The 18881-nt window shown below is 62.8% G+C and carries 30 protein-coding genes; all 30 read right to left on the bottom strand.

Annotation, left to right across the window (positions count from 1 at the left end; translation table 11 throughout):
• Positions 1 to 81: 81 nt before the first annotated feature.
• The 30 genes from V3B46_RS14305 to fusA all read right to left on the bottom strand — a co-directional run bounded on the left by V3B46_RS14305 (position 82) and on the right by fusA (position 18749).
• Complete coding sequence (locus V3B46_RS14305) at positions 82 to 588, bottom strand: disulfide bond formation protein B (RefSeq protein ID WP_329892207.1); 507 nt, start codon at positions 586 to 588, stop codon at positions 82 to 84.
• A 186-nt stretch (positions 589 to 774) separates the two neighbouring features.
• A complete protein-coding gene (gene rplQ, locus V3B46_RS14300) occupies positions 775 to 1158 on the bottom strand; it encodes a 50S ribosomal protein L17 (RefSeq protein WP_005408217.1) in 384 nt (127 codons plus the stop codon).
• Between the two features lie 191 nt (positions 1159 to 1349).
• Entirely contained in the window at positions 1350 to 2348 is a 999-nt protein-coding gene (locus V3B46_RS14295) for a DNA-directed RNA polymerase subunit alpha (protein ID WP_010483975.1), read from the bottom strand.
• A 55-nt stretch (positions 2349 to 2403) separates the two neighbouring features.
• Positions 2404 to 3033: a 30S ribosomal protein S4 gene (rpsD, locus tag V3B46_RS14290; RefSeq protein WP_004145446.1), complete on the bottom strand. Its 630-nt coding sequence runs from the start codon at positions 3031 to 3033 to the stop codon at positions 2404 to 2406.
• Between the two features lie 15 nt (positions 3034 to 3048).
• Positions 3049 to 3438 (bottom strand): 30S ribosomal protein S11, encoded by a 390-nt coding sequence (rpsK, locus tag V3B46_RS14285; protein ID WP_004145443.1) that lies wholly within the window; start codon positions 3436 to 3438, stop codon positions 3049 to 3051.
• Between the two features lie 11 nt (positions 3439 to 3449).
• Positions 3450 to 3806 carry a 30S ribosomal protein S13 gene (gene rpsM, locus V3B46_RS14280; protein ID WP_004154500.1) on the bottom strand — a complete coding sequence of 119 codons (357 nt, stop codon included), beginning with the start codon at positions 3804 to 3806 and terminating at the stop codon, positions 3450 to 3452.
• Positions 3807 to 4153: 347 nt separating this feature from the next.
• The gene (gene secY, locus V3B46_RS14275; protein ID WP_005408215.1) at positions 4154 to 5521 is read right to left on the bottom strand and encodes a preprotein translocase subunit SecY; all 1368 of its coding nucleotides are present in this window, start codon (positions 5519 to 5521) and stop codon (positions 4154 to 4156) included.
• A 7-nt stretch (positions 5522 to 5528) separates the two neighbouring features.
• Positions 5529 to 5972, bottom strand: coding sequence for a 50S ribosomal protein L15 (gene rplO, locus V3B46_RS14270; protein ID WP_004154498.1), 444 nt, complete (start codon positions 5970 to 5972; stop codon positions 5529 to 5531).
• 6 nt (positions 5973 to 5978) lie between these two features.
• A complete protein-coding gene (gene rpmD, locus V3B46_RS14265) occupies positions 5979 to 6170 on the bottom strand; it encodes a 50S ribosomal protein L30 (protein ID WP_005408214.1) in 192 nt (63 codons plus the stop codon).
• Positions 6163 to 6705, bottom strand: a complete 543-nt coding sequence (rpsE, locus tag V3B46_RS14260; RefSeq protein WP_004145411.1) for a 30S ribosomal protein S5 — start codon at positions 6703 to 6705, stop codon at positions 6163 to 6165. The genes rpmD and rpsE overlap by 8 nt, the downstream gene beginning before the upstream one ends.
• 161 nt (positions 6706 to 6866) lie before the next feature.
• Positions 6867 to 7220 carry a 50S ribosomal protein L18 gene (gene rplR / locus V3B46_RS14255; RefSeq protein WP_005408212.1) on the bottom strand — a complete coding sequence of 118 codons (354 nt, stop codon included), beginning with the start codon at positions 7218 to 7220 and terminating at the stop codon, positions 6867 to 6869.
• A gap of 32 nt (positions 7221 to 7252) precedes the next feature.
• Positions 7253 to 7777, bottom strand: a complete 525-nt coding sequence (gene rplF, locus V3B46_RS14250; protein WP_010483977.1) for a 50S ribosomal protein L6 — start codon at positions 7775 to 7777, stop codon at positions 7253 to 7255.
• Between the two features lie 18 nt (positions 7778 to 7795).
• Positions 7796 to 8194 carry a 30S ribosomal protein S8 gene (rpsH, locus tag V3B46_RS14245; RefSeq protein WP_005408210.1) on the bottom strand — a complete coding sequence of 133 codons (399 nt, stop codon included), beginning with the start codon at positions 8192 to 8194 and terminating at the stop codon, positions 7796 to 7798.
• A 258-nt stretch (positions 8195 to 8452) separates the two neighbouring features.
• The gene (gene rpsN / locus V3B46_RS14240) at positions 8453 to 8758 is read right to left on the bottom strand and encodes a 30S ribosomal protein S14 (protein ID WP_005408209.1); all 306 of its coding nucleotides are present in this window, start codon (positions 8756 to 8758) and stop codon (positions 8453 to 8455) included.
• An 18-nt stretch (positions 8759 to 8776) separates the two neighbouring features.
• A complete protein-coding gene (gene rplE / locus V3B46_RS14235; RefSeq protein WP_004154491.1) occupies positions 8777 to 9319 on the bottom strand; it encodes a 50S ribosomal protein L5 in 543 nt (180 codons plus the stop codon).
• A gap of 11 nt (positions 9320 to 9330) precedes the next feature.
• Positions 9331 to 9648, bottom strand: a complete 318-nt coding sequence (gene rplX, locus V3B46_RS14230) for a 50S ribosomal protein L24 (RefSeq protein WP_004154490.1) — start codon at positions 9646 to 9648, stop codon at positions 9331 to 9333.
• A 16-nt stretch (positions 9649 to 9664) separates the two neighbouring features.
• Complete coding sequence (gene rplN / locus V3B46_RS14225) at positions 9665 to 10033, bottom strand: 50S ribosomal protein L14 (protein WP_004145357.1); 369 nt, start codon at positions 10031 to 10033, stop codon at positions 9665 to 9667.
• Between the two features lie 11 nt (positions 10034 to 10044).
• Positions 10045 to 10314, bottom strand: coding sequence for a 30S ribosomal protein S17 (gene rpsQ / locus V3B46_RS14220; RefSeq protein ID WP_004154489.1), 270 nt, complete (start codon positions 10312 to 10314; stop codon positions 10045 to 10047).
• Positions 10315 to 10325: 11 nt separating this feature from the next.
• The gene (rpmC, locus tag V3B46_RS14215) at positions 10326 to 10511 is read right to left on the bottom strand and encodes a 50S ribosomal protein L29 (protein WP_004154487.1); all 186 of its coding nucleotides are present in this window, start codon (positions 10509 to 10511) and stop codon (positions 10326 to 10328) included.
• Complete coding sequence (rplP, locus tag V3B46_RS14210) at positions 10511 to 10924, bottom strand: 50S ribosomal protein L16 (RefSeq protein WP_004154486.1); 414 nt, start codon at positions 10922 to 10924, stop codon at positions 10511 to 10513. The genes rpmC and rplP overlap by 1 nt, the downstream gene beginning before the upstream one ends.
• Before the next feature lie 5 nt (positions 10925 to 10929).
• Complete coding sequence (gene rpsC / locus V3B46_RS14205) at positions 10930 to 11664, bottom strand: 30S ribosomal protein S3 (RefSeq protein ID WP_004145350.1); 735 nt, start codon at positions 11662 to 11664, stop codon at positions 10930 to 10932.
• Positions 11665 to 11682: 18 nt separating this feature from the next.
• Positions 11683 to 12018, bottom strand: coding sequence for a 50S ribosomal protein L22 (gene rplV / locus V3B46_RS14200; protein ID WP_004145348.1), 336 nt, complete (start codon positions 12016 to 12018; stop codon positions 11683 to 11685).
• Between the two features lie 12 nt (positions 12019 to 12030).
• Positions 12031 to 12300, bottom strand: a complete 270-nt coding sequence (rpsS, locus tag V3B46_RS14195) for a 30S ribosomal protein S19 (RefSeq protein WP_004154485.1) — start codon at positions 12298 to 12300, stop codon at positions 12031 to 12033.
• 6 nt (positions 12301 to 12306) lie between these two features.
• Positions 12307 to 13134: a 50S ribosomal protein L2 gene (rplB, locus tag V3B46_RS14190; protein ID WP_004145339.1), complete on the bottom strand. Its 828-nt coding sequence runs from the start codon at positions 13132 to 13134 to the stop codon at positions 12307 to 12309.
• Positions 13135 to 13144: 10 nt separating this feature from the next.
• Positions 13145 to 13444: a 50S ribosomal protein L23 gene (gene rplW, locus V3B46_RS14185; RefSeq protein WP_004145338.1), complete on the bottom strand. Its 300-nt coding sequence runs from the start codon at positions 13442 to 13444 to the stop codon at positions 13145 to 13147.
• On the bottom strand, positions 13441 to 14046 hold the full coding sequence (gene rplD, locus V3B46_RS14180; RefSeq protein WP_004145337.1) for a 50S ribosomal protein L4: 606 nt from the start codon (positions 14044 to 14046) through the stop codon (positions 13441 to 13443). Before rplD ends, rplW begins: the two co-directional genes overlap by 4 nt.
• A gap of 12 nt (positions 14047 to 14058) precedes the next feature.
• Entirely contained in the window at positions 14059 to 14709 is a 651-nt protein-coding gene (gene rplC, locus V3B46_RS14175; protein ID WP_004145336.1) for a 50S ribosomal protein L3, read from the bottom strand.
• Positions 14710 to 14720: 11 nt separating this feature from the next.
• Positions 14721 to 15032: a 30S ribosomal protein S10 gene (gene rpsJ, locus V3B46_RS14170; RefSeq protein WP_005408208.1), complete on the bottom strand. Its 312-nt coding sequence runs from the start codon at positions 15030 to 15032 to the stop codon at positions 14721 to 14723.
• A gap of 332 nt (positions 15033 to 15364) precedes the next feature.
• Entirely contained in the window at positions 15365 to 16555 is a 1191-nt protein-coding gene (tuf, locus tag V3B46_RS14165) for an elongation factor Tu (RefSeq protein WP_004154360.1), read from the bottom strand.
• A 52-nt stretch (positions 16556 to 16607) separates the two neighbouring features.
• Positions 16608 to 18749: an elongation factor G gene (fusA, locus tag V3B46_RS14160; RefSeq protein WP_005412341.1), complete on the bottom strand. Its 2142-nt coding sequence runs from the start codon at positions 18747 to 18749 to the stop codon at positions 16608 to 16610.
• Between the last annotated feature and the right edge of the window lie 132 nt (positions 18750 to 18881).

Below are 18881 nucleotides of genomic sequence, written 5' to 3'. Positions count from 1 at the left end.
CGCCCTGGGAGTGGGGGGGGCGGCCGCGCCCGGGCCGGCCCGCCCGGGGGGGGGCCGCCCCGCGCCCGCCACTACCCTGCTTCAGCGCTTGACCTTGCGCAGCGACACCAGCATCGCCCACAGCGCCAGCAGCACGAACCACACGCCCGACCACATCGGCATGGTCAGGCCCAGGAAGGTCCAGTCGATGTTGCCGCAGTTGCCAGTGCCGGTCAGCACCGTGCGGAACACTTCCAGCGGCCCCATGGTCTCGCTCAGGAAGGCCAGCGGCGGGCCACAGGTGGAACCCATTTCCGGCGGCAGCATCTGCACGTAGACGTGGCGCGCGGCAATACCCACGCCCACGGCGGCCGCAATGAAGGCAAGGATGCCGTAGGTGGCGCGCCCCGGACGATTGGACGGGCCATGCAGCGCGCCGATCAGGAACAGCAGGCCCAGCGCGGCAAAGGCCAGGCGCTGGAAGATGCACAGCGGACACGGCTCCAGGCCCATCTTCAGCTGCAGGAAGATCGCGTAGCCAAGCAGGCCCGCGCAGATCAGGAAGCCCAAGAAGAACTGGGCGCGGAAGGGCCAGCGCAGTGGATTCATCGTCAACGCTCGAATGGATCAGGCGCCAAGCGTAACCGAGAGTGCGTGCCATTCGAACCGCCACAGGTGACGCCTGTCGGAACGGTGTGGGTCAGAGCCTTGTCCTGCGCAAAGGGATCCGAGCCCCGAAAATGCAAAAGCCCGGCAGAGGCCGGGCTTTCGCTGTGTCGCATTGGAGCGGTCCGATTACTCGGCCACTTCCTCGGCCACGACCGGACGGTCAACCAGCTCGACGTAGGCCATCGGCGCGTTGTCGCCGGCGCGGAAGCCGCACTTCAGCAGGCGCAGGTAGCCGCCCGGACGGTTCGCGTAGCGCGGGCCCAGGATGGTGAACAGGTTGCCCACGGCTTCGTTGTCGCGCAGGCGGGCGAAGGCCAGACGGCGGTTGGCGACGGAGTCGACCTTGGCCAGGGTGATCAGCGGCTCGGCAACGCGGCGCAGTTCCTTGGCCTTCGGCAGGGTGGTCTTGATCAGCTCGTGCTTGAACAGCGAGGCGGCCATGTTCTTGAACATCGCTTCGCGGTGAGCGCTGGTGCGGCTGAACTTACGGCCAGACTTCTGGTGACGCATGGTGATATTCCTTGGTTAATGATGAGGCTGTGCGGATCGTTGTCGCCATCCTGGCGTTGCTGCGCGGACTGCGGTTGGTCCTGGTCACCCGTCCTGGGCGACCTGCCGCGCGAACCTGGGGTTCGTCGTGGCATGTTGTGTTGCGTTGAAGGCCCCACCGCGAACGGTGGAGCCTTCAGGCATTACCGATATCAGCCCAGCATGCCGTGGCTGGCGACACCGGCCGGCGGCCAGTTCTCCAGCTTCATGCCGAGCGACAGGCCGCGCTGAGCCAGCACTTCCTTGATCTCGGTGAGCGACTTCTTGCCCAGGTTCGGGGTCTTCAGCAGCTCCACTTCGGTCTTCTGGATCAGATCGCCGATGTAGTAGATGCTTTCAGCCTTCAGGCAGTTGGCCGAACGCACGGTCAGCTCCAGATCGTCGATCGGGCGCAGCAGCACCGGATCCACGCCGTTGTTGGCCGGCTTGGCCGCACCGCGGTCGCGGTGGGTGAAGTCACCGAACACCGACAGCTGGTCGCTGAGGATGTCGGCGGCGGTGCGCACGGCTTCCTCGGCATCGATGGTGCCGTTGGTCTCGATATCGATGACCAGCTTGTCCAGGTCGGTACGCTGTTCGACGCGGGCCGCTTCCACGGCATAGGCGACGCGGCGGACCGGCGAGAACGAGGCATCCAGGACCAGACGGCCGATGGCACGGGTTTCTTCGTCCGGACGACGACGCGCGGCAGCCGGCTGGTAGCCGAAACCACGTTCGATCTTCAGACGCATGTTGATCGCCGTATCCTTGGTCAGGTGGCAGATCACGTGTTCGCCGTTCAGGATCTCCACATTGTGGTCGACCTTGATATCGGCAGCGGTGACAACGCCCGGGCCCTGCTTGGACAGGGACAGGGTGGCGCTGTCGCCGGAGTGCATACGGATGGCCACGTCCTTGAGGTTCAGCAGGACTTCGAGCACGTCCTCCTGCAGACCTTCGACCGTGGTGTACTCATGCAACACGCCGTCGATTTCGACTTCCGTGATGGCGAAGCCCGGGATGGACGACAGCAGCACGCGACGCAGGGCATTACCCAGCGTATGCCCGTAACCCCGCTCCAAAGGTTCGATAACGACCTTTGCACGGGTGTCGGTAAGGCGTTCGATCTGCGGACCGCGAGGACGCAGAACCTGGTTGGCGGTAACCGTCATGTTGCGGGTTCTCCTAGTGAACCCCCGGCCGTCGCCGGGGGCTCTCCAATGTGAATTACTTCGAATACAGCTCGACGATCAGCGCTTCGTTGATGTCCGCAGGCAGATCCGAACGATCCGGAACAGCCTTGAAGATACCGGTGAACTTGCCGGAATCCACTTCAACCCACGACGGGCTCAGGTCATGCTGGGCGGCGACGGTCAGGGCTTCCTGGACGCGCAGCTGCTTGGCAGCCTTTTCAGACAGAGCGATGGCGTCGCCAGCCTTGACCTGGTACGAAGCCAGGTTGACCGACTTGCCATTCACGGTGACGCCGCGGTGCGACACCAGCTGACGGGCAGCCGGACGGGTCACGGCGAAGCCCATGCGGTAGACGACGTTGTCCAGGCGGGTTTCCAGCAGCTGCAGCAGGTTCTCGCCGGTGTTGCCCTTCTTGGTCGAGGCCTTCTTGTAGTAGTTGCGGAACTGACGCTCCAGCAGGCCGTAGATACGCTTGACCTTCTGCTTTTCACGCAGCTGGGTGGCGTAGTCGGACAGCTTGCCCTTGCGGGCAGTGGCGCCGTGCTGGCCGGGCTTCTGCTCCAGCTTGCACTTCGAGTCCAGCGCACGCGCCGGGCTCTTCAGGGACAGGTCGGCGCCTTCGCGACGGGCGAGCTTACAGGTAGGACCGATATAACGAGCCATTTCTTATCGCTCCCTTTAGACGCGACGCTTCTTCGGCGGACGGCACCCGTTGTGCGGGATAGGCGTCACGTCGATGATGTTGGTGATCTTGTAGCCGACGTTGTTCAACGAACGCACGGCCGACTCACGGCCCGGACCCGGGCCCTTGATGCGGACTTCCAGCGACTTCACGCCGTAGTCCAGCGCAGCACGACCGGCCTTTTCAGCAGCCACCTGGGCAGCGAACGGGGTCGACTTGCGCGAACCGCGGAAGCCAGCGCCACCGGAGGTCGCCCACGACAGAGCGTTGCCCTGGCGGTCGGTGATGGTGACGATGGTGTTGTTGAACGAAGCGTGGACGTGGGCAACGCCGTCGGTGACGACGCGCTTGATCTTCTTCTTGGTCTTAGCAGCGGGCTTAGCCATTTCTCAGTCCCTTACTTCTTGATCGCCTTGCGCGGACCCTTGCGGGTGCGGGCGTTGGTACGGGTGCGCTGGCCACGCAGCGGGAGGCCACGACGGTGACGCAGGCCGCGGTAGCAGCCCAGGTCCATCAGGCGCTTGATCGCGATGCCGATCTCACGGCGCAGATCGCCTTCCACGATGTACTTGCCGACTTCGGCGCGCAGGCGCTCGATTTCCGGCTCCGACAGATCGCGGATCTTGGTGGTCGAAGCAACGCCTGCGACTTCGCAGACCTTCTTCGAACGGGTACGGCCGATGCCGTAAATGCTTTGCAACCCGACCCAGACGTGCTTCTGGGCTGGCAGGTTGACGCCTGCAATACGCGCCATGACGCGGTTCTCCAGCTGAGTGATGGCCGACAGCGCGCCTCGGGCACGCCAATCCGGCAGGATGGATCAAAAAAGTGAACTAGCGATACTAACAAGGTTCCGGTTTACATGGAAGCCCGTGAAACCATTGGTTTCATGAACCCGGCCTGGGGAGTGTGCCCAGGCTCCGGCGCCGGATGGGGTTGGATCTGGAGTTTCCCCCGGAGCCGCCCGCGCTACTCCAGCGCGGGACCACCTCATCACACCCCCACCCGGAACCGCTGCGGGGGCCGCCCTTCGTTTGTGTGGCCGGAGTCCGCGAAGCGGAGGGACCATCACGTCAGGAAGACGAAAGTATAACAGACCAATCAGCCGCGGGCAAAACCGCCGCGGTTGCCGCCCTTCAGGTTGGCCTTCTTCAGCAGGCTCTCGTACTGGTGGGACATCAGGTGTGCCTGCACCTGGGCGATGAAGTCCATCACCACCACCACCACGATCAGCAGCGAAGTACCACCGAAGTAGAACGAGGCGTTCAGCTGCGTGCGCATCAGTTCCGGCAGCAGGCAGACGATCACCAGGTAGGCCGAGCCGGCCGCGGTCAGGCGGGTCAGCACGCCGTCGATGTAATCGGCAGTGGCCTTGCCCGGACGGATGCCCGGAATCAGCGCGCCCGACTTCTTCAGGTTGTCGGCGGTTTCCTGCGAGTTGAACACCAGCGCGGTGTAGAAGAACGCGAAACCGGTGATCAGCGCGGCGAAGACGATCATGTGCAGCGGCTCGCCCGGGCCCAAGGCATTGGCAACCTTCTGCAGGACCTGGCCGAAGCTGCTCTGGTTGGCAGCCTGGCCGGACCACATGGCCAGGGTGGCCGGGAAGGCCAGCAGGCTCGAGGCGAAGATCGCCGGGATGACGCCGGCCATGTTGAGCTTCAGCGGCAGGAACGAGGTCTGGTTCATGTACGCGTTGCGACCGCCCTGGCGGCGCGCGTAGTTGACCGTGATCCGGCGCTGGCCACGCTCGACGAACACCACGAAGAAGGTGAAGGCGAGCACGACGATGGCGATCAGCAGCAGCTGGATGAACTGGATGTTGCCGTCACGGTAGGCATCGAAGGTGTGGATGATGGCACCCGGCAGGCCAGCGACGATACCGGCGAAGATGATCAGCGACACGCCATTGCCGATGCCGCGCTCGGTGACCTGCTCACCGACCCACATCAGGAACATGGTGCCGGCGGTCAGCGCGACCACGGCGGTGAGCACGAAGCCCATGCCCGGTGCGTACACGACCGGAGCGCCCGACGGCGAGACCTGGCCCTGCAGGGCCAGTGCGATCGAGCCACCCTGCACCACTGCCAGCAGCACGGCGCCGATGCGCGAATACTGGGTGATCTTGCGGCGACCGGACTCACCTTCCTTCTGCATCGCCTTCAGGGCGGGGAAGATGTGCACGGCCAGCTGCATCACGATCGATGCCGAAATGTACGGCATCACGTTCAGCGCGAAGATGCTGAAACGGTGCAGGGCGCCGCCCGAGAACATGTTGAACATGTCCACGATGCCGCCGCCCTGCTGTTGCATCATGGCAAGCATGGCATCGGGATTGACGCCCGGCACCGGCACGTAGCAGCCGATGCGATAGACGATCAAAGCCCCGACGACGAACAGCAAACGTTGGCGAAGTTCAGTGAACTTGCCCATTCCGCCCGCGAGGTTACCGATGCCAGCTTGCGCCATGATTTTCTTACTCCGTTACGCTGCCGCCGGCAGCTTCGATCGCGGCCTTGGCACCCGCCGTGGCAGCAATACCCTTCAGGGTGAACGCCTTGGTCACTTCGCCCTTGACAACGACCTTGGCCTTCTTTGCAGTGCTCGGGACCAGCTTGGCAGCACGCAGGGCGGCGAAGTCGATCTCACCGGCCGGCAGCTTGTCCAGCGCGTACAGCAGCACTTCAGCGGTGTCCTTGGCGATCGGCGAACGGAAGCCGATCTTCGGCAGACGACGCTGCATGGGGGTCTGGCCGCCTTCGAAGCCAGCCTTGATCTTGCCGCCACCCTTGCGGGCGAACGAACCCTTGTGGCCGCGGCCGGCAGTCTTGCCGAGGCCCGAGCCGATACCGCGACCGACGCGGGTACGCTCGGTGCGGGCGCCCGGTGCCGGGCTCAGTTCATTGAGACGCAGAGTCATGGTCGATTACTCCTCAACCTGGACGAGGTACTGAACCTTGTTGATCAGGCCGCGCACCTGCGGGCTGTCCTTCAGTTCACGCACATCGTTGAGCTTGTTCAGGCCCAGGGCACGCACCGACAGGCGGTGACGCGACTGGGTGCCACGCAGGCCACGCACCAGGCGGACCTTGACAGTCTTGTTGGACTCATTAGCCATGGTTGAGTTCCTCCACCTTCTTGCCGCGCTTGGCCGCGATGCGGGCCGGCGACTGCGCAGCAGACAGGCCCTTCACGGTGGCACGCACCAGGTTGATCGGGTTGCGCGAACCGGTGGCCTTGGCCAGCACGTTCTTCACGCCAACCGCTTCCAGCACGGCGCGCATGGCACCGCCGGCGATGACGCCGGTACCTTCCGAAGCCGGCTGCATGAACACGCGGGCTGCGCCGTGACCATCCTTGATGGTGTGCCACAGGGTGCCGTTGTTCAGGTCAACGCTGACCAGGTTCTTGCGGGCCTGCTCCATCGACTTCTGGATGGCAACCGGCACTTCGCGGGCCTTGCCATAGCCGAAACCGACCTTGCCTTCGCCGTCGCCGACCACGGTCAGGGCGGTGAAGGTGAACTGGCGGCCACCCTTGACGGTCTTGCTGACGCGGTTGACCGCGACCAGCTTTTCGATCATGCCGTCGTCGACTTTCTCTTCGCGGTTACGGTCGCGATCGCGACCCCGCTGCTGACGCTCTTCTGCCATTTTGATTCCTTGGTAGTTTGGGTATGTACGGCTCGGGGCCGCTTATGGTTGTGGAATGTCGCGTTGTTCCGGTGGGCCACTGCAGAAGAGTGGCGCCGTCCAGCCTCACTCAGGCGGGCGAGCAGGCGGGCAGGAGACCACAGGTCCCCTGCCCTTATCCCTTAGAACTGCAGGCCGGCTTCGCGGGCCGCTTCTGCCAGGGCCTTGATGCGGCCGTGGTAGCGGTAGCCCGAACGATCGAAGGCAACCTTCTCGACGCCGGCGGCCTTGGCGCGCTCAGCGACGATACGGCCGACCTTGGCGGCGGCGTCGGCGTTCTTGCCGTTCTTCAGGCCTTCCATGACGTCGGTCTGGGTGGTGTTGGCAGCAGCCAGCACCTTGGAACCGTCGGCGGTGAAGACCTGGGCGTACAGGTGCTGGCCGGTGCGCAGCACCGACAGGCGGGCGACGCCGAGCTCACGGATGTGGGCGCGGGTCGACTTGGCGCGACGCAGGCGGGCGATGTTCTTGTTCATGATGTTTTTCCTTTGAAAGCGGAAGTGCCTAATTAGGCCTTCTTGGCTTCCTTACGGATGATGACTTCGTCGGAGTACTTCACGCCCTTGCCCTTGTACGGCTCCGGCTTGCGGAACGCACGGATCTTGGCGGCAACTTCACCGACGACCTGCTTGTCAGCGCCCTGGACCAGGATCTCGGTCTGGGTCGGGGTGGTGATGGTGATGCCTTCCGGCGCCACGAACACGACCGGGTGCGAGAAGCCCAGCGACAGGCTCAGGTCCTTGCCCTGCATGGCAGCGCGGTAACCCACGCCGACCAGCTCCAGCTTGCGCTCGAAGCCTTCGGACACGCCCTTGACCATGTTGGCCAGGATCGCACGCACGGTACCGGTCAGTGCGACCAGCTCGGCGTTCTCGGTGCTCAGGGTGGCAACGCCGTTGTCGACGTTGATGGCAATACCGGCCGGCTTGGCCAGCGACAGGGAACCCTTCGGGCCCTTGGCGGTGACGCTGTCCGACTGGACGTTCAGTTCAACCTTACCCAGGTCGATCGGCTTCTTGGCTACGCGGGACATAGTTCTACTCCTTTCGCCTTAGGCCACGAAGCACAGGACTTCGCCGCCGACGCCCAGCTGGCGCGCCTGCGCATCAGTCATGATGCCCTTGGAGGTGGAAATGATGGAGATACCCAGGCCGTTCATGACCTTCGGCAGCTCGCTCTTGCCGCGGTACTGGCGCAGGCCCGAACGCGAGAAGCGCTTCAGGGTCGCGATGACCGGCTTGCCTTCGAAATACTTCAGCACGATTTCCAGCTCGGACTTGTTGTTTTCCAGCTGGGTCACGCGCAGGTCGGTGATGTAACCCTCGTCCTTCAGGACCTGGGCGATCGCAACCTTGATCTTGGACGACGGGGCTTTCACCGTCTGCTTGCCAACCGCGGCCGCATTCTTGATGCGGACCAGCAGGTCGGCGATGGGATCAGTCATGCTCATATGAGTACCTTTGAGTGCACCGATATCCGCTTTCGCGAAAATCTGTTGTCTCCTGGAAACGGGCCAGGTCCCTTGATGCAGCGGGCCAAGGGCCCACTCCTACAACCCCGTTTGCACAGGGCAAGACGCGGGAGTATACGCCAAAAGAGCCCGGCTTGCGCCGGGCTCTTCGGTTTTTTTGCGTCGGGAAAGCTGAATGCCTCCCCTGCCCGGTTCAGGAACCCCCGAAGGGGCGCCTGATCGCAGGGCCGGCCGGGATTACCAGCTGGCCTTGCGCAGACCCGGGACGTCGCCACGCATGGTGGCTTCACGCAGCTTGTTACGGCCCAGGCCGAACTTGCTGTAGACGCCACGCGGACGACCCGACAGCTCGCAACGGTTGCGCTGGCGGCTCGGCGACGAATCGCGCGGCAGCTTGGCCAGCTTGGTTGCGGCGTCGATCTTCTCTTCGTAGGTCGCGTCCACGGAGGACACGATCTTCTTCAGAGCTGCACGCTTTTCAGCGTACTTCTTTGCCAGCTTTTCCCGCTTGATGTCGCGGTTGACCATGGAGGTCTTTGCCATTTCGGTTTCCTCGACAGATCAGTTACGGAACGGGAACTTGAACGCTGCCAGCAGCGCCTTCGCTTCCGCGTCGGTCTTCGCAGTGGTGGTGATAGCGATATCCATACCGCGGATCGCGTCGACGGCGTCGAAGTCGATTTCCGGGAAGATGATCTGCTCCTTCACACCCATGTTGAAGTTGCCGCGGCCGTCGAAGGAACGACCGGAAACACCACGGAAGTCGCGCACGCGCGGCAGCGAGATGTTGATCAGGCGATCCAGGAACTCGTACATCTTGTGGCGACGCAGCGTGGTCTTGCAGCCGATCGGCCAACCATCACGGATCTTGAACGACGCAACCGACACACGCGACTTGGTGACAACCGGCTTCTGGCCGGAAATCTTGGTCATGTCGCCGACGGCGTTTTCCAGGATCTTCTTGTTGGTGGCCGCTTCGCCGACACCCATGTTCAGGGTGACCTTGACCAGCTTCGGCACTTCCATCGGATTGGTGTAGCCGAACTGCTTCATCAGCGCCGGCACCACTTCGTCCTTGTAGAACTTTTCGAGACGGGAACTCATCTTCTCATTCCTCAGGCGTCGAGCGCCTCACCGCTGGAGCGGAACACACGCAGTTTGCGTCCATCCTCCAGCACCTTGAAGCCAACGCGTTCGCCCTTGCCCGAAGCCGGGTTAAGAACATTCACGTTGGAGATATGGATCGAAGCTTCGCGCTCGACCACGCCGCCGGCAACACCTGCCTGCGGGTTCGGCTTGGTGTGGCGCTTGACGATGTTCACGTTGGCGACGACCACGCGGTCGCCGTCGACGCGGACGACTTCGCCCTGCTTGCCCTTGTCCTTGCCAGCGTTGACGACAACCTGGTCGCCCTTCTTGATACGGTTAGCCATGATTATCTCCTGTCGCTCACAGCACTTCGGGAGCGAGCGAGACGATCTTCATGAACTTCTCCGAACGAAGTTCACGGGTCACCGGCCCGAAGATACGGGTACCGATCGGCTCCTGCTTGCTGTTCAGCAGAACGGCAGCGTTGCCGTCGAAGCGGATCAGCGAGCCATCGGCGCGACGCACACCCTTGCGGGTACGCACCACGACGGCGTCATACACTTCACCCTTCTTGACCTTGCCGCGCGGAATCGCATCCTTCACGGTGACCTTGATGATGTCGCCGATGCCGGCGTAACGGCGCTTGGAACCACCCAGCACCTTGAAGCACATCACCTGCTTGGCACCCGAATTGTCCGCGACGTCAAGGTAGCTCTGCATCTGGATCATGATTCAGCTCCTTATTCAGCCGCGCGCGTGATGACTTCCACCACGCGCCAGTTCTTGGTCTTGGACATCGGAGCAATCTCGGTCACGCGGACGACATCGCCTTCCTTGCAGGCGTTGTCGGCATCGTGGGCGTGCAGCTTCGTCGAGCGCTTGATGTACTTGCCGTACAGCGCGTGCTTGACCTGACGCTCAACCAGGACGGTAACCGTCTTGTCCATCTTGTTGCTGACGACACGGCCTTCGACCGTGCGCAGCGTCTTCTTTTCAGTATTGTCGCTCATAGCGGCCATCCTTACTTCGTGCTGCCGAGCAGGGTCTTGACGCGAGCAATCTCGCGACGGACCCGGCGAATGTCGTGGGTCTTCGGCAGCTGGCCGGTGACCTGCTGCATACGGACAGAGAACTGTTCCTTACGCAGGTCGATCAGGTGGGCCTTGAGTTCGTCAGCCGACTTTTCACGGAGAGTTTTGATATCCATCAGCGCACCGTACGGGTCACGAAAGTGGTGGTGACCGAGAGCTTGGCGGCGGCCAGGCGGAACGCCTCGCGAGCCACTTCCTCGGAAACACCCTCGATTTCATAGATCATGCGGCCGGGCTGGATCTGGGCCACCCAGTATTCCACGTTACCCTTACCAGAACCCATTCGGACTTCGATGGGCTTCTTGGTGATGGGCTTGTCGGGGAACACGCGGATCCACATCTTGCCGCCGCGCTTGACGTAGCGGCTGATCGAGCGGCGGGCCGCTTCGATCTGACGCGCGGTCAGCTGACCGTGTGCGGTTGCCTTCAGGCCGTATTCGCCGAAGCTGACAGCGTTGGCGCTCCAGCTCAGGCCATCGTTACGGCCCTTGTGTACCTTGCGGTACTTGGTTCGCTTGGGTTGCAACATTGTCGTTACCTCGCTTCACGGGCCGGGCGCTGACGGTCACCACGGTCGCCGCGATCGTGACGATCGTTGCGCGACGGGGTGTCGTCCTGCTTTTCCTGGCCAACCTGGGAGAAATCGAAGACCTCGCCCTTGTAGATCCAGACCTTGATGCCGATGATGCCGTAGGTCGTCTTGGCTTCAGCGAAGCCATAGTCGATGTCGGCACGCAGGGTGTGCAGCGGCACGCGGCCTTCGCGGTACCACTCCGAACGGGCGATTTCTGCACCGTTGAGGCGGCCACCGACGTTGACCTTGATGCCCAGGGCACCCAGACGCATCGCGTTGCCGACCGAGCGCTTCATTGCACGGCGGAACATGATGCGACGCTCCAGCTGCTGGGCGATCGACTCGGCAACGAGCTGTGCGTCCAGTTCCGGCTTGCGCACTTCGGTGACGTTGATGTGCGCCGGGACGCCCATCATCTCGCTCACTTCCTTGCGCAGCTTCTCGATGTCCTCACCGCGCTTGCCGATCACCACGCCCGGACGGGCGGTGTGGATCGTCACGCGAGCGGTCTTGGCCGGACGCTCGATCAGGATCTTGCTGATGCCGGCCTGAGCCAGCTTCTTGCGCAGCATTTCGCGCACTTTCAGGTCGGCTGCCAGGTAACCAGCGAACTCGGCCTTGTTGGCGTACCACTTGGAGTTCCAGTCCTTGGAAATGCCGAGGCGGATACCAATCGGATGAACTTTATGACCCATGGTCTTTTCCTTATCCGCTTACTTGGCGGCGCCCACAACCACAGTGATGTGGCTGGTGCGCTTGAGGATGCGGGTACCGCGGCCTTTCGCCCGCGCCATGAAACGCTTCAGGGTCGGACCTTCATCAACCATGATGGTCTGAACCTTCAGCTCGTCGACGTCGGCGCCCTGGTTGTTCTCGGCGTTGGCAATTGCCGACTCCACCACCTTCTTGATCAGGTGGGCAGCCTTCTTGTCCGAGAACTTCAGCAGGTTGACCGCACGCTCGGCCGGCAGACCGCGCACCTGGTCAGCGACCAGACGAGCCTTCTGCGGGGAGATGCGCGCAGTGCGCAGGATGGCTTTCGCTTCCATTGTCATCTCTCCTTACTTGCCCGACTTCTTGTCACCACCGTGACCCTTGAAGGTCCGGGTGATGGCAAATTCGCCGAGCTTGTGGCCGACCATGTTCTCGTTGACGAGAACCGGGATGTGGTTCTTGCCGTTATGCACGGCAATGGTGACGCCTACCATGTCAGGCAGGATCATCGAACGGCGCGACCAGGTCTTGATCGGCTTCTTGCTGCCCGCAGCGGCCTCCACCTTCTTGACGAGGTGGTGATCGACGAACGGGCCCTTCTTGAGTGAACGTGCCATGGTCGATTAGCCCCTACGATCGCGGACGATGAACTGCTGAGTGCGCTTGTTATGGCGCGTCTTGTAACCCTTGGTCGGGACACCCCACGGGGTGACCGGATGCGGGTTACCCTGGCCGGCCTTGGCCTCACCACCACCGTGCGGGTGGTCAACCGGGTTCATGGCAGCACCACGAACGGTCGGGCGGACGCCGCGCCAACGCTTGGCACCGGCCTTGCCCAGCTTTTCCAGGCTGTGCTCGTCGTTGCCGACTTCGCCGATGGTGGCGCAGCACTCGACCGGAACCTTGCGCATTTCACCCGAGCGCAGGCGCAGGGTGGCGTAGATGCCTTCGCGAGCCACCAGCTGCACGGCCGCACCGGCGGCGCGAGCGATCTGAGCGCCCTTGCCCGGCTTCAGTTCGATGCAGTGGATGGTGGTGCCGACCGGGATGTTGCGCAGCGGCAGGGTGTTGCCAGCCTTGATCGGGGCATCCGAACCAGCGATCACCTGATCACCAGCCTTCAGGCCCTTCGGGGCGATGATGTAGCGACGCTCACCGTCGACGTAGCACAGCAGAGCGATGTGCGCGGTGCGGTTCGGATCGTATTCGATGCGTTCCACGCGCGCCGGGATGCCCAGCTTGTTGCGCTTGAAGTCGATGATGCGGTAGTGCTGCTTGGCACCACCACCGACGTGACGCACGGTGATGCGGCCATGGTGGTTACGACCACCCGAGCGGCTCTGCGACTCGACCAGCGCAGCGTGCGGAGCACCCTTGTGCAGGTCGGGAGTGACCACGCGCACGGCCGAACGGCGGCCGGGGGAAGTGGGCTTGAATTTCATCAATGGCATGGGATGTACCTCAGGCCTTGGCCGTTACATCGATCGACTGGCCATCGGCCAGGCGAACGTACGCCTTGCGCCAATCGCCGCGGCGGCCAGCACGGTTACGGAAGGACTTGTTCTTGCCCTTGACGTTGACCACGTTGACGGCTTCGACCTTGACGTCGAACAGCTGCTCGACCGCGGCCTTTACATCGGCCTTGGTGGCTTCGTTCGAAACTTCGAAGACATACTGGTTGGAGAGTTCCTGCAGGCGCGCGGTCTTTTCGGAGACACGCGGGGCACGCAGCACGCTGAAGATTTTTTCGTTGCTGTTCATGCCAGCCACTCCTCGACCTTCTTGACCGCGTCAGCGGTGATGACGACCGTGTCGGCACCCACCAGCGAGACCGGATCCAGACCCTGGACGTCACGCACCTGCACGTACGGCAGATTGCGGGCGGACAGGTACAGGTGCTCGGACGCTTCTTCGGTGACGATCAGCGGGCGCTTGCCCACTTCCAGGCCGGCCAGCTTGGCGATCAGACCCTTCGTGTTGGTCACTTCGACATCGAAGGACTCCACGATGGTCAGACGGCCCTGACGGTTCAGCTCGGACAGGATCGCGCACATGGCGGCACGGTACTGCTTACGATTGACCTTCTGCTCGAAGCTGCGCGGCTTGGCCGCGAAGGTGACACCGCCGCCGACGAAGATCGGAGCCGTCAGTGCGCCATGACGCGCGCCGCCGCCCTTCTGCTTCTTCGACTTCTTGGTGGTACCAGCCACTTCGGAGCGAGTCTTCTGTGCCTTGGTGCCGGCGCGACCGGCGTTGCGGTAGGCAACGACGACCTGGTGGACCAGATCTTCGCTGAAATCGCGACCGAACACGGCGTCGGAGACCGAGACCTTGTTGTTGCTACCCGTGATAACGAGTTCCATCGTCATCTCTCCTTATGCCTTGCTCGCCGGACGGACGATCACGTCGCCACCCGCCGCGCCCGGAACGGCGCCGCGAACGGCGATCAGACCGCGCTCGACGTCGACCTTGACCACTTCCAGGTTCTGGGTGCTCTGCTGCACCGCGCCCATGTGGCCCGACATCTTCTTGCCCGGGAAAACGCGACCCGGGGTCTGGCGCTGACCCAGCGAACCCGGCGCGCGATGCGACAGCGAGTTACCGTGGGTTGCATCGCCCATACGGAAGTTGTGGCGCTTGATGGTGCCCTGGAAGCCCTTACCCTTGGTGACACCCTGGACGTCGACGATCTGGCCGACTTCGAAGATGTCCGCCTTGACTTCGCCGCCAACGGCGAAATCGCCGAGCTGCGCGTCTTCAACGCGGAATTCCCACAGGCCACGACCCGCTTCCACCTTCGCCTTGGCGAAGTGGCCGGCTTCCGGCTTGTTGACCAGGGCAGCGCGACGCGCGCCGACGGTCACCTGCACGGCGCTGTAGCCGTCGGTTTCGACGGTCTTGATCTGCGCGATGCGGTTCGGGGTTGCTTCGATCAGGGTCACCGGGATGGAGCGGCCATCTTCAGTGAACACGCGGCTCATGCCAGCCTTGCGGCCCACGAAGCCCAACGAATACTTCTTCGTCATGGTCGTAGTCCTCAGGTCAGCTTGATCTGAACGTCGACGCCGGCAGCCAGTTCGAGCTTCATCAGCGCGTCCACGGTCTTGTCATTCGGGTCAACGATATCGAGCACGCGCTTGTGCGTGCGGGTCTCGTACTGGTCACGCGCGTCCTTGTCGACGTGCGGGGAAACGAGAACGGTGTAACGCTCGATCTTGGTCGGCAGCGGGATCGGGCCACGCACTTGCGCGCCGGTCCGCTTTGCCGTTTCAACGATCTCGCTGGCCGAACGGTCGATCAGACGATGATCGAACGCTTTCAGCCGGATCCGGATCTTTTGGTCCGCCATGGCGGTAGGTTCCTTCGTTAAAAGAGCGACAGACAAAGCCTCTGGGTTGCTTTGTCCCATGAAATTCCTGAATACGGACGACCCACAGTCCTGCAGGCCGCCAAGGTCACTCCATAGACCTCAAAAACGTAGGCAGACCAGTTACCCGGCCTGCCCAGACGTAGAAGCATAATGGCACGCAAGGCAGCTGTCAACAGTCGCCTGTTGACGCCGCCTGAATGGCATTGACCCTTCCTGGTCCGGGGAACACAAGGCACATCCTGTGCCTGCTTTCCCATTTGATACGCCCCGATGCCCTACCCAGGCAACATCGGGGCGCAGATAGTACCAGATTACTCGATGATCTTCGAGACCACGCCGGCGCCGACGGTACGGCCACCTTCGCGGATGGCGAAGCGCAGGCCTTCGTCCATTGCCACCGGGTTGATCAGGGTGACGACCATCTTGACGTTGTCACCCGGCATCACCATTTCGACGCCTTCCGGCAGAGCAGCTGCGCCGGTGATGTCGGTGGTGCGGAAGTAGAACTGCGGACGGTAGCCGTTGAAGAACGGGGTGTGGCGGCCGCCCTCGTCCTTCGACAGGACGTAGACTTCGCCTTCGAACTTGGTGTGCGGCTTGATCGAACCCGGCTTGGCCAGGACCTGGCCACGCTCGACGTCGTCACGCTTGGTGCCGCGCAGCAGCAGGCCAGCGTTGTCGCCTGCCTGACCCTGGTCCAGCAGCTTGCGGAACATTTCAACGCCGGTCACGGTGGTCTTCTGCACCGGACGGATGCCGACGATTTCGATTTCGTCGCCAACCTTGATCACGCCGCGCTCGATACGACCGGTCACCACGGTGCCGCGGCCCGAGATCGAGAACACGTCTTCCACCGGCATCAGGAACGGCTTGTCGATCGCGCGCTCCGGCTCCGGGATCCAGCTGTCCAGGGCATCGACCAGCTTCAGGATGGCCGGCACGCCGATGTCGCTCTGGTCGCCTTCCAGCGCCAGACGGGCCGAACCGGCGATGATCGGGGTGTCGTCGCCCGGGAAGTCGTACTTGCTCAGCAGCTCGCGCACTTCCATCTCGACCAGCTCGAGCAGCTCGGCGTCGTCAACCATGTCGGCCTTGTTCAGGAACACGACGATGTACGGCACGCCGACCTGACGCGACAGCAGGATGTGCTCGCGGGTCTGCGGCATCGGGCCGTCAGCGGCCGAGCACACCAGGATCGCGCCGTCCATCTGGGCGGCACCGGTGATCATGTTCTTGACGTAGTCAGCGTGGCCCGGGCAATCGACGTGGGCGTAGTGACGGACCGGGGATTCGTATTCGACGTGCGCGGTCGAGATCGTGATACCACGTGCCTTTTCTTCCGGAGCGGCGTCGATCGAGGAGTAATCCTTGAACTCGCCACCGAAGCGCTCGGCACCGATCTTGGTCAGTGCAGCGGTCAGCGTGGTCTTGCCGTGATCGACGTGACCGATGGTGCCGACGTTGACGTGCGGCTTGGTGCGCTCGAACTTACCCTTTGCCATTGTTCTATACCTTGATTGTTCGTAAGTGGTTTCAAGAGAGGCTGAGCGAAGCTCAGCCCTTCTTCATGACGGCTTCGGCGATGTTGGTCGGAGCCGGCTCGTAGTGATCGAATTCCATGGTGAAGGTGGCGCGGCCCTGGGTCTGCGAACGCAGCGCAGTGGCGTAGCCGAACATTTCACCCAGCGGGATCATCGCGTTGATGATCGAAGCGGAGCCGTCACCGGTGGTGTCGGAACCCTGCAGCACGCCGCGACGACGGCTGACGTCGCCCATCACGTCACCCTGGTAATCCTCCGGGGTCACGATCTCGACCTTCATGATCGGCTCCAGCAGCACCGGCTTGGCCTTGGCGAAGCCCTGCTTGAAGGCCATCGACGAAGCCAGCTTGAACGCCATTTCCGAGGAGTCGACGTCGTGGTACGAACCGAACACCAGCTTCACCTTGACGTCCACGACCGGGAAGCCAGCCAGCGGACCGCTGGTGATGGTTTCGCGCAGGCCCTTTTCAACCGACGGAATGAATTCCTTCGGGATCACGCCGCCGGTGATGTCGTTGATGAACAGGAAGTCGTCCTTGATGGCCGGAGCCAGCTTCGGATCGGCACGGTCTTCAGCGGTGATCGGCGACAGTTCGATCACGACGTGACCGTACTGACCCTTACCACCGGACTGCTTGGCGTGCTTGTAGTCCGACTTGACGTCGGCCAGGGTGATGGTTTCGCGGTAGGCCACCTGCGGCGCGCCGACGTTGGCTTCAACGTTGAACTCGCGCTTCAGGCGGTCGACGATGATGTCCAGGTGCAGCTCGCCCATGCCCGAGATGATGGTCTGGCCGGATTCTTCGTCGGTCTTGACGCGGAACGACGGATCTTCCTGCGCCAGACGGCCCAGCGCCAGGCCCATCTTTTCCTGGTCCGACTTGGTCTTCGGCTCGACGGCCATCGAGATCACCGGCTCCGGGAACGTCATGCGCTCCAGGATGATCGGGGCGTCCACGGCGCACAGGGTGTCGCCGGTGGTGGTGTCCTTCAGGCCCACGGCAGCGGCGATGTCACCGGCCAGAACTTCCTTGATTTCCTCGCGGTTGTTCGAGTGCATCTGCAGGATGCGGCCGATGCGCTCCTTCTTGCCCTTCACCGAGTTCAGCACGGTGTCACCACCGTTCAGGGTGCCCGAGTAGACACGGAAGAAGGTCAGCGCGCCGACGAACGGGTCGGTGATGATCTTGAAGGCCAGCGACGAGAACGGAGCCTTGTCGTCCGACTTGCGGGTCATTTCGACGGTGTCGTCGTCAACGTCCACGCCCTTCACGTCCGGCACGTCGACCGGCGACGGCAGCAGCTGGATCACGCCGTCCAGCATGGCCTGCACGCCCTTGTTCTTGAAGGCCGAGCCGCAGTACATCGGCACGATCTCGGTGGCCAGGGTGCGGGTACGCAGCGCGTTGATGATTTCAGCCTCGGCCAGCTCTTCGCCGCCCAGGTACTTTTCCATCAGCTCTTCGCTGGCTTCGGCAGCGGTCTCGACCATGAACTGGCGAGCCTCTTCAGCCGGACCCTGCAGCTCGGCCGGGATTTCACCGTACTCGAACTTCATGCCCTGCGAAGCCTCATCCCAATGAATGGCCTTCATCTTCAGCAGGTCGACGACGCCCTTGAAGTTGTCTTCAGCGCCGATCGGCAGCTGCATCGGCACGGCAACCGCGCCCAGCTTGGCCTTCAGCTGGCCGACGACCTTCTGGAAGTTGGCACCAGTGCGGTCCATCTTGTTGACGAACGCGATGCGCGGCACGTGGTACTTGTTGGCCTGGCGCCACACGGTTTCCGACTGCGGCTGCACGCCACCGACGGCGCACAGGACGAAGACGGCACCGTCGAGCACGCGCAGCGAGCGCTCCACTTCGATGGTGAAGTCGACGTGCCCGGGGGTGTCGATGATGTTGAAGCGATGCTCCGGCAGGGACTTGTCCATGCCCTTCCAGAACGCGGTGGTGGCAGCGGACTGGATCGTGATGCCACGCTCCTGCTCCTGCTCCATCCAGTCCATGGTGGCGGCGCCGTCGTGCACTTCACCGATCTTGTGGCTCTTGCCGGTGTAGAACAGGATGCGCTCGGACGTGGTGGTCTTGCCGGCATCGATGTGAGCCATGATGCCGAAGTTACGGTAACGCTCGATGGGAGTGGAACGGGCCACGGGAGCCTCTCAGATTTCTTGGATTTCGGATGGCCGAACGCCGCCTTTCGGCGGCCTTCGGATTGGCGCAGTCCTTCTGGGACCGCGAGGCAGCACGCACCGAAGTGGTGCTGCCCTGCCTGTTTTACAAGG

The sequence above is a fragment of the Stenotrophomonas sp. SMYL11 genome (assembly GCF_036320005.1).
Taxonomy (GTDB): domain Bacteria; phylum Pseudomonadota; class Gammaproteobacteria; order Xanthomonadales; family Xanthomonadaceae; genus Stenotrophomonas; species Stenotrophomonas maltophilia_A.
Note: the sequence above shows the minus strand (reverse complement) of the source record. Positions and strands in the feature narration are given on the sequence as shown.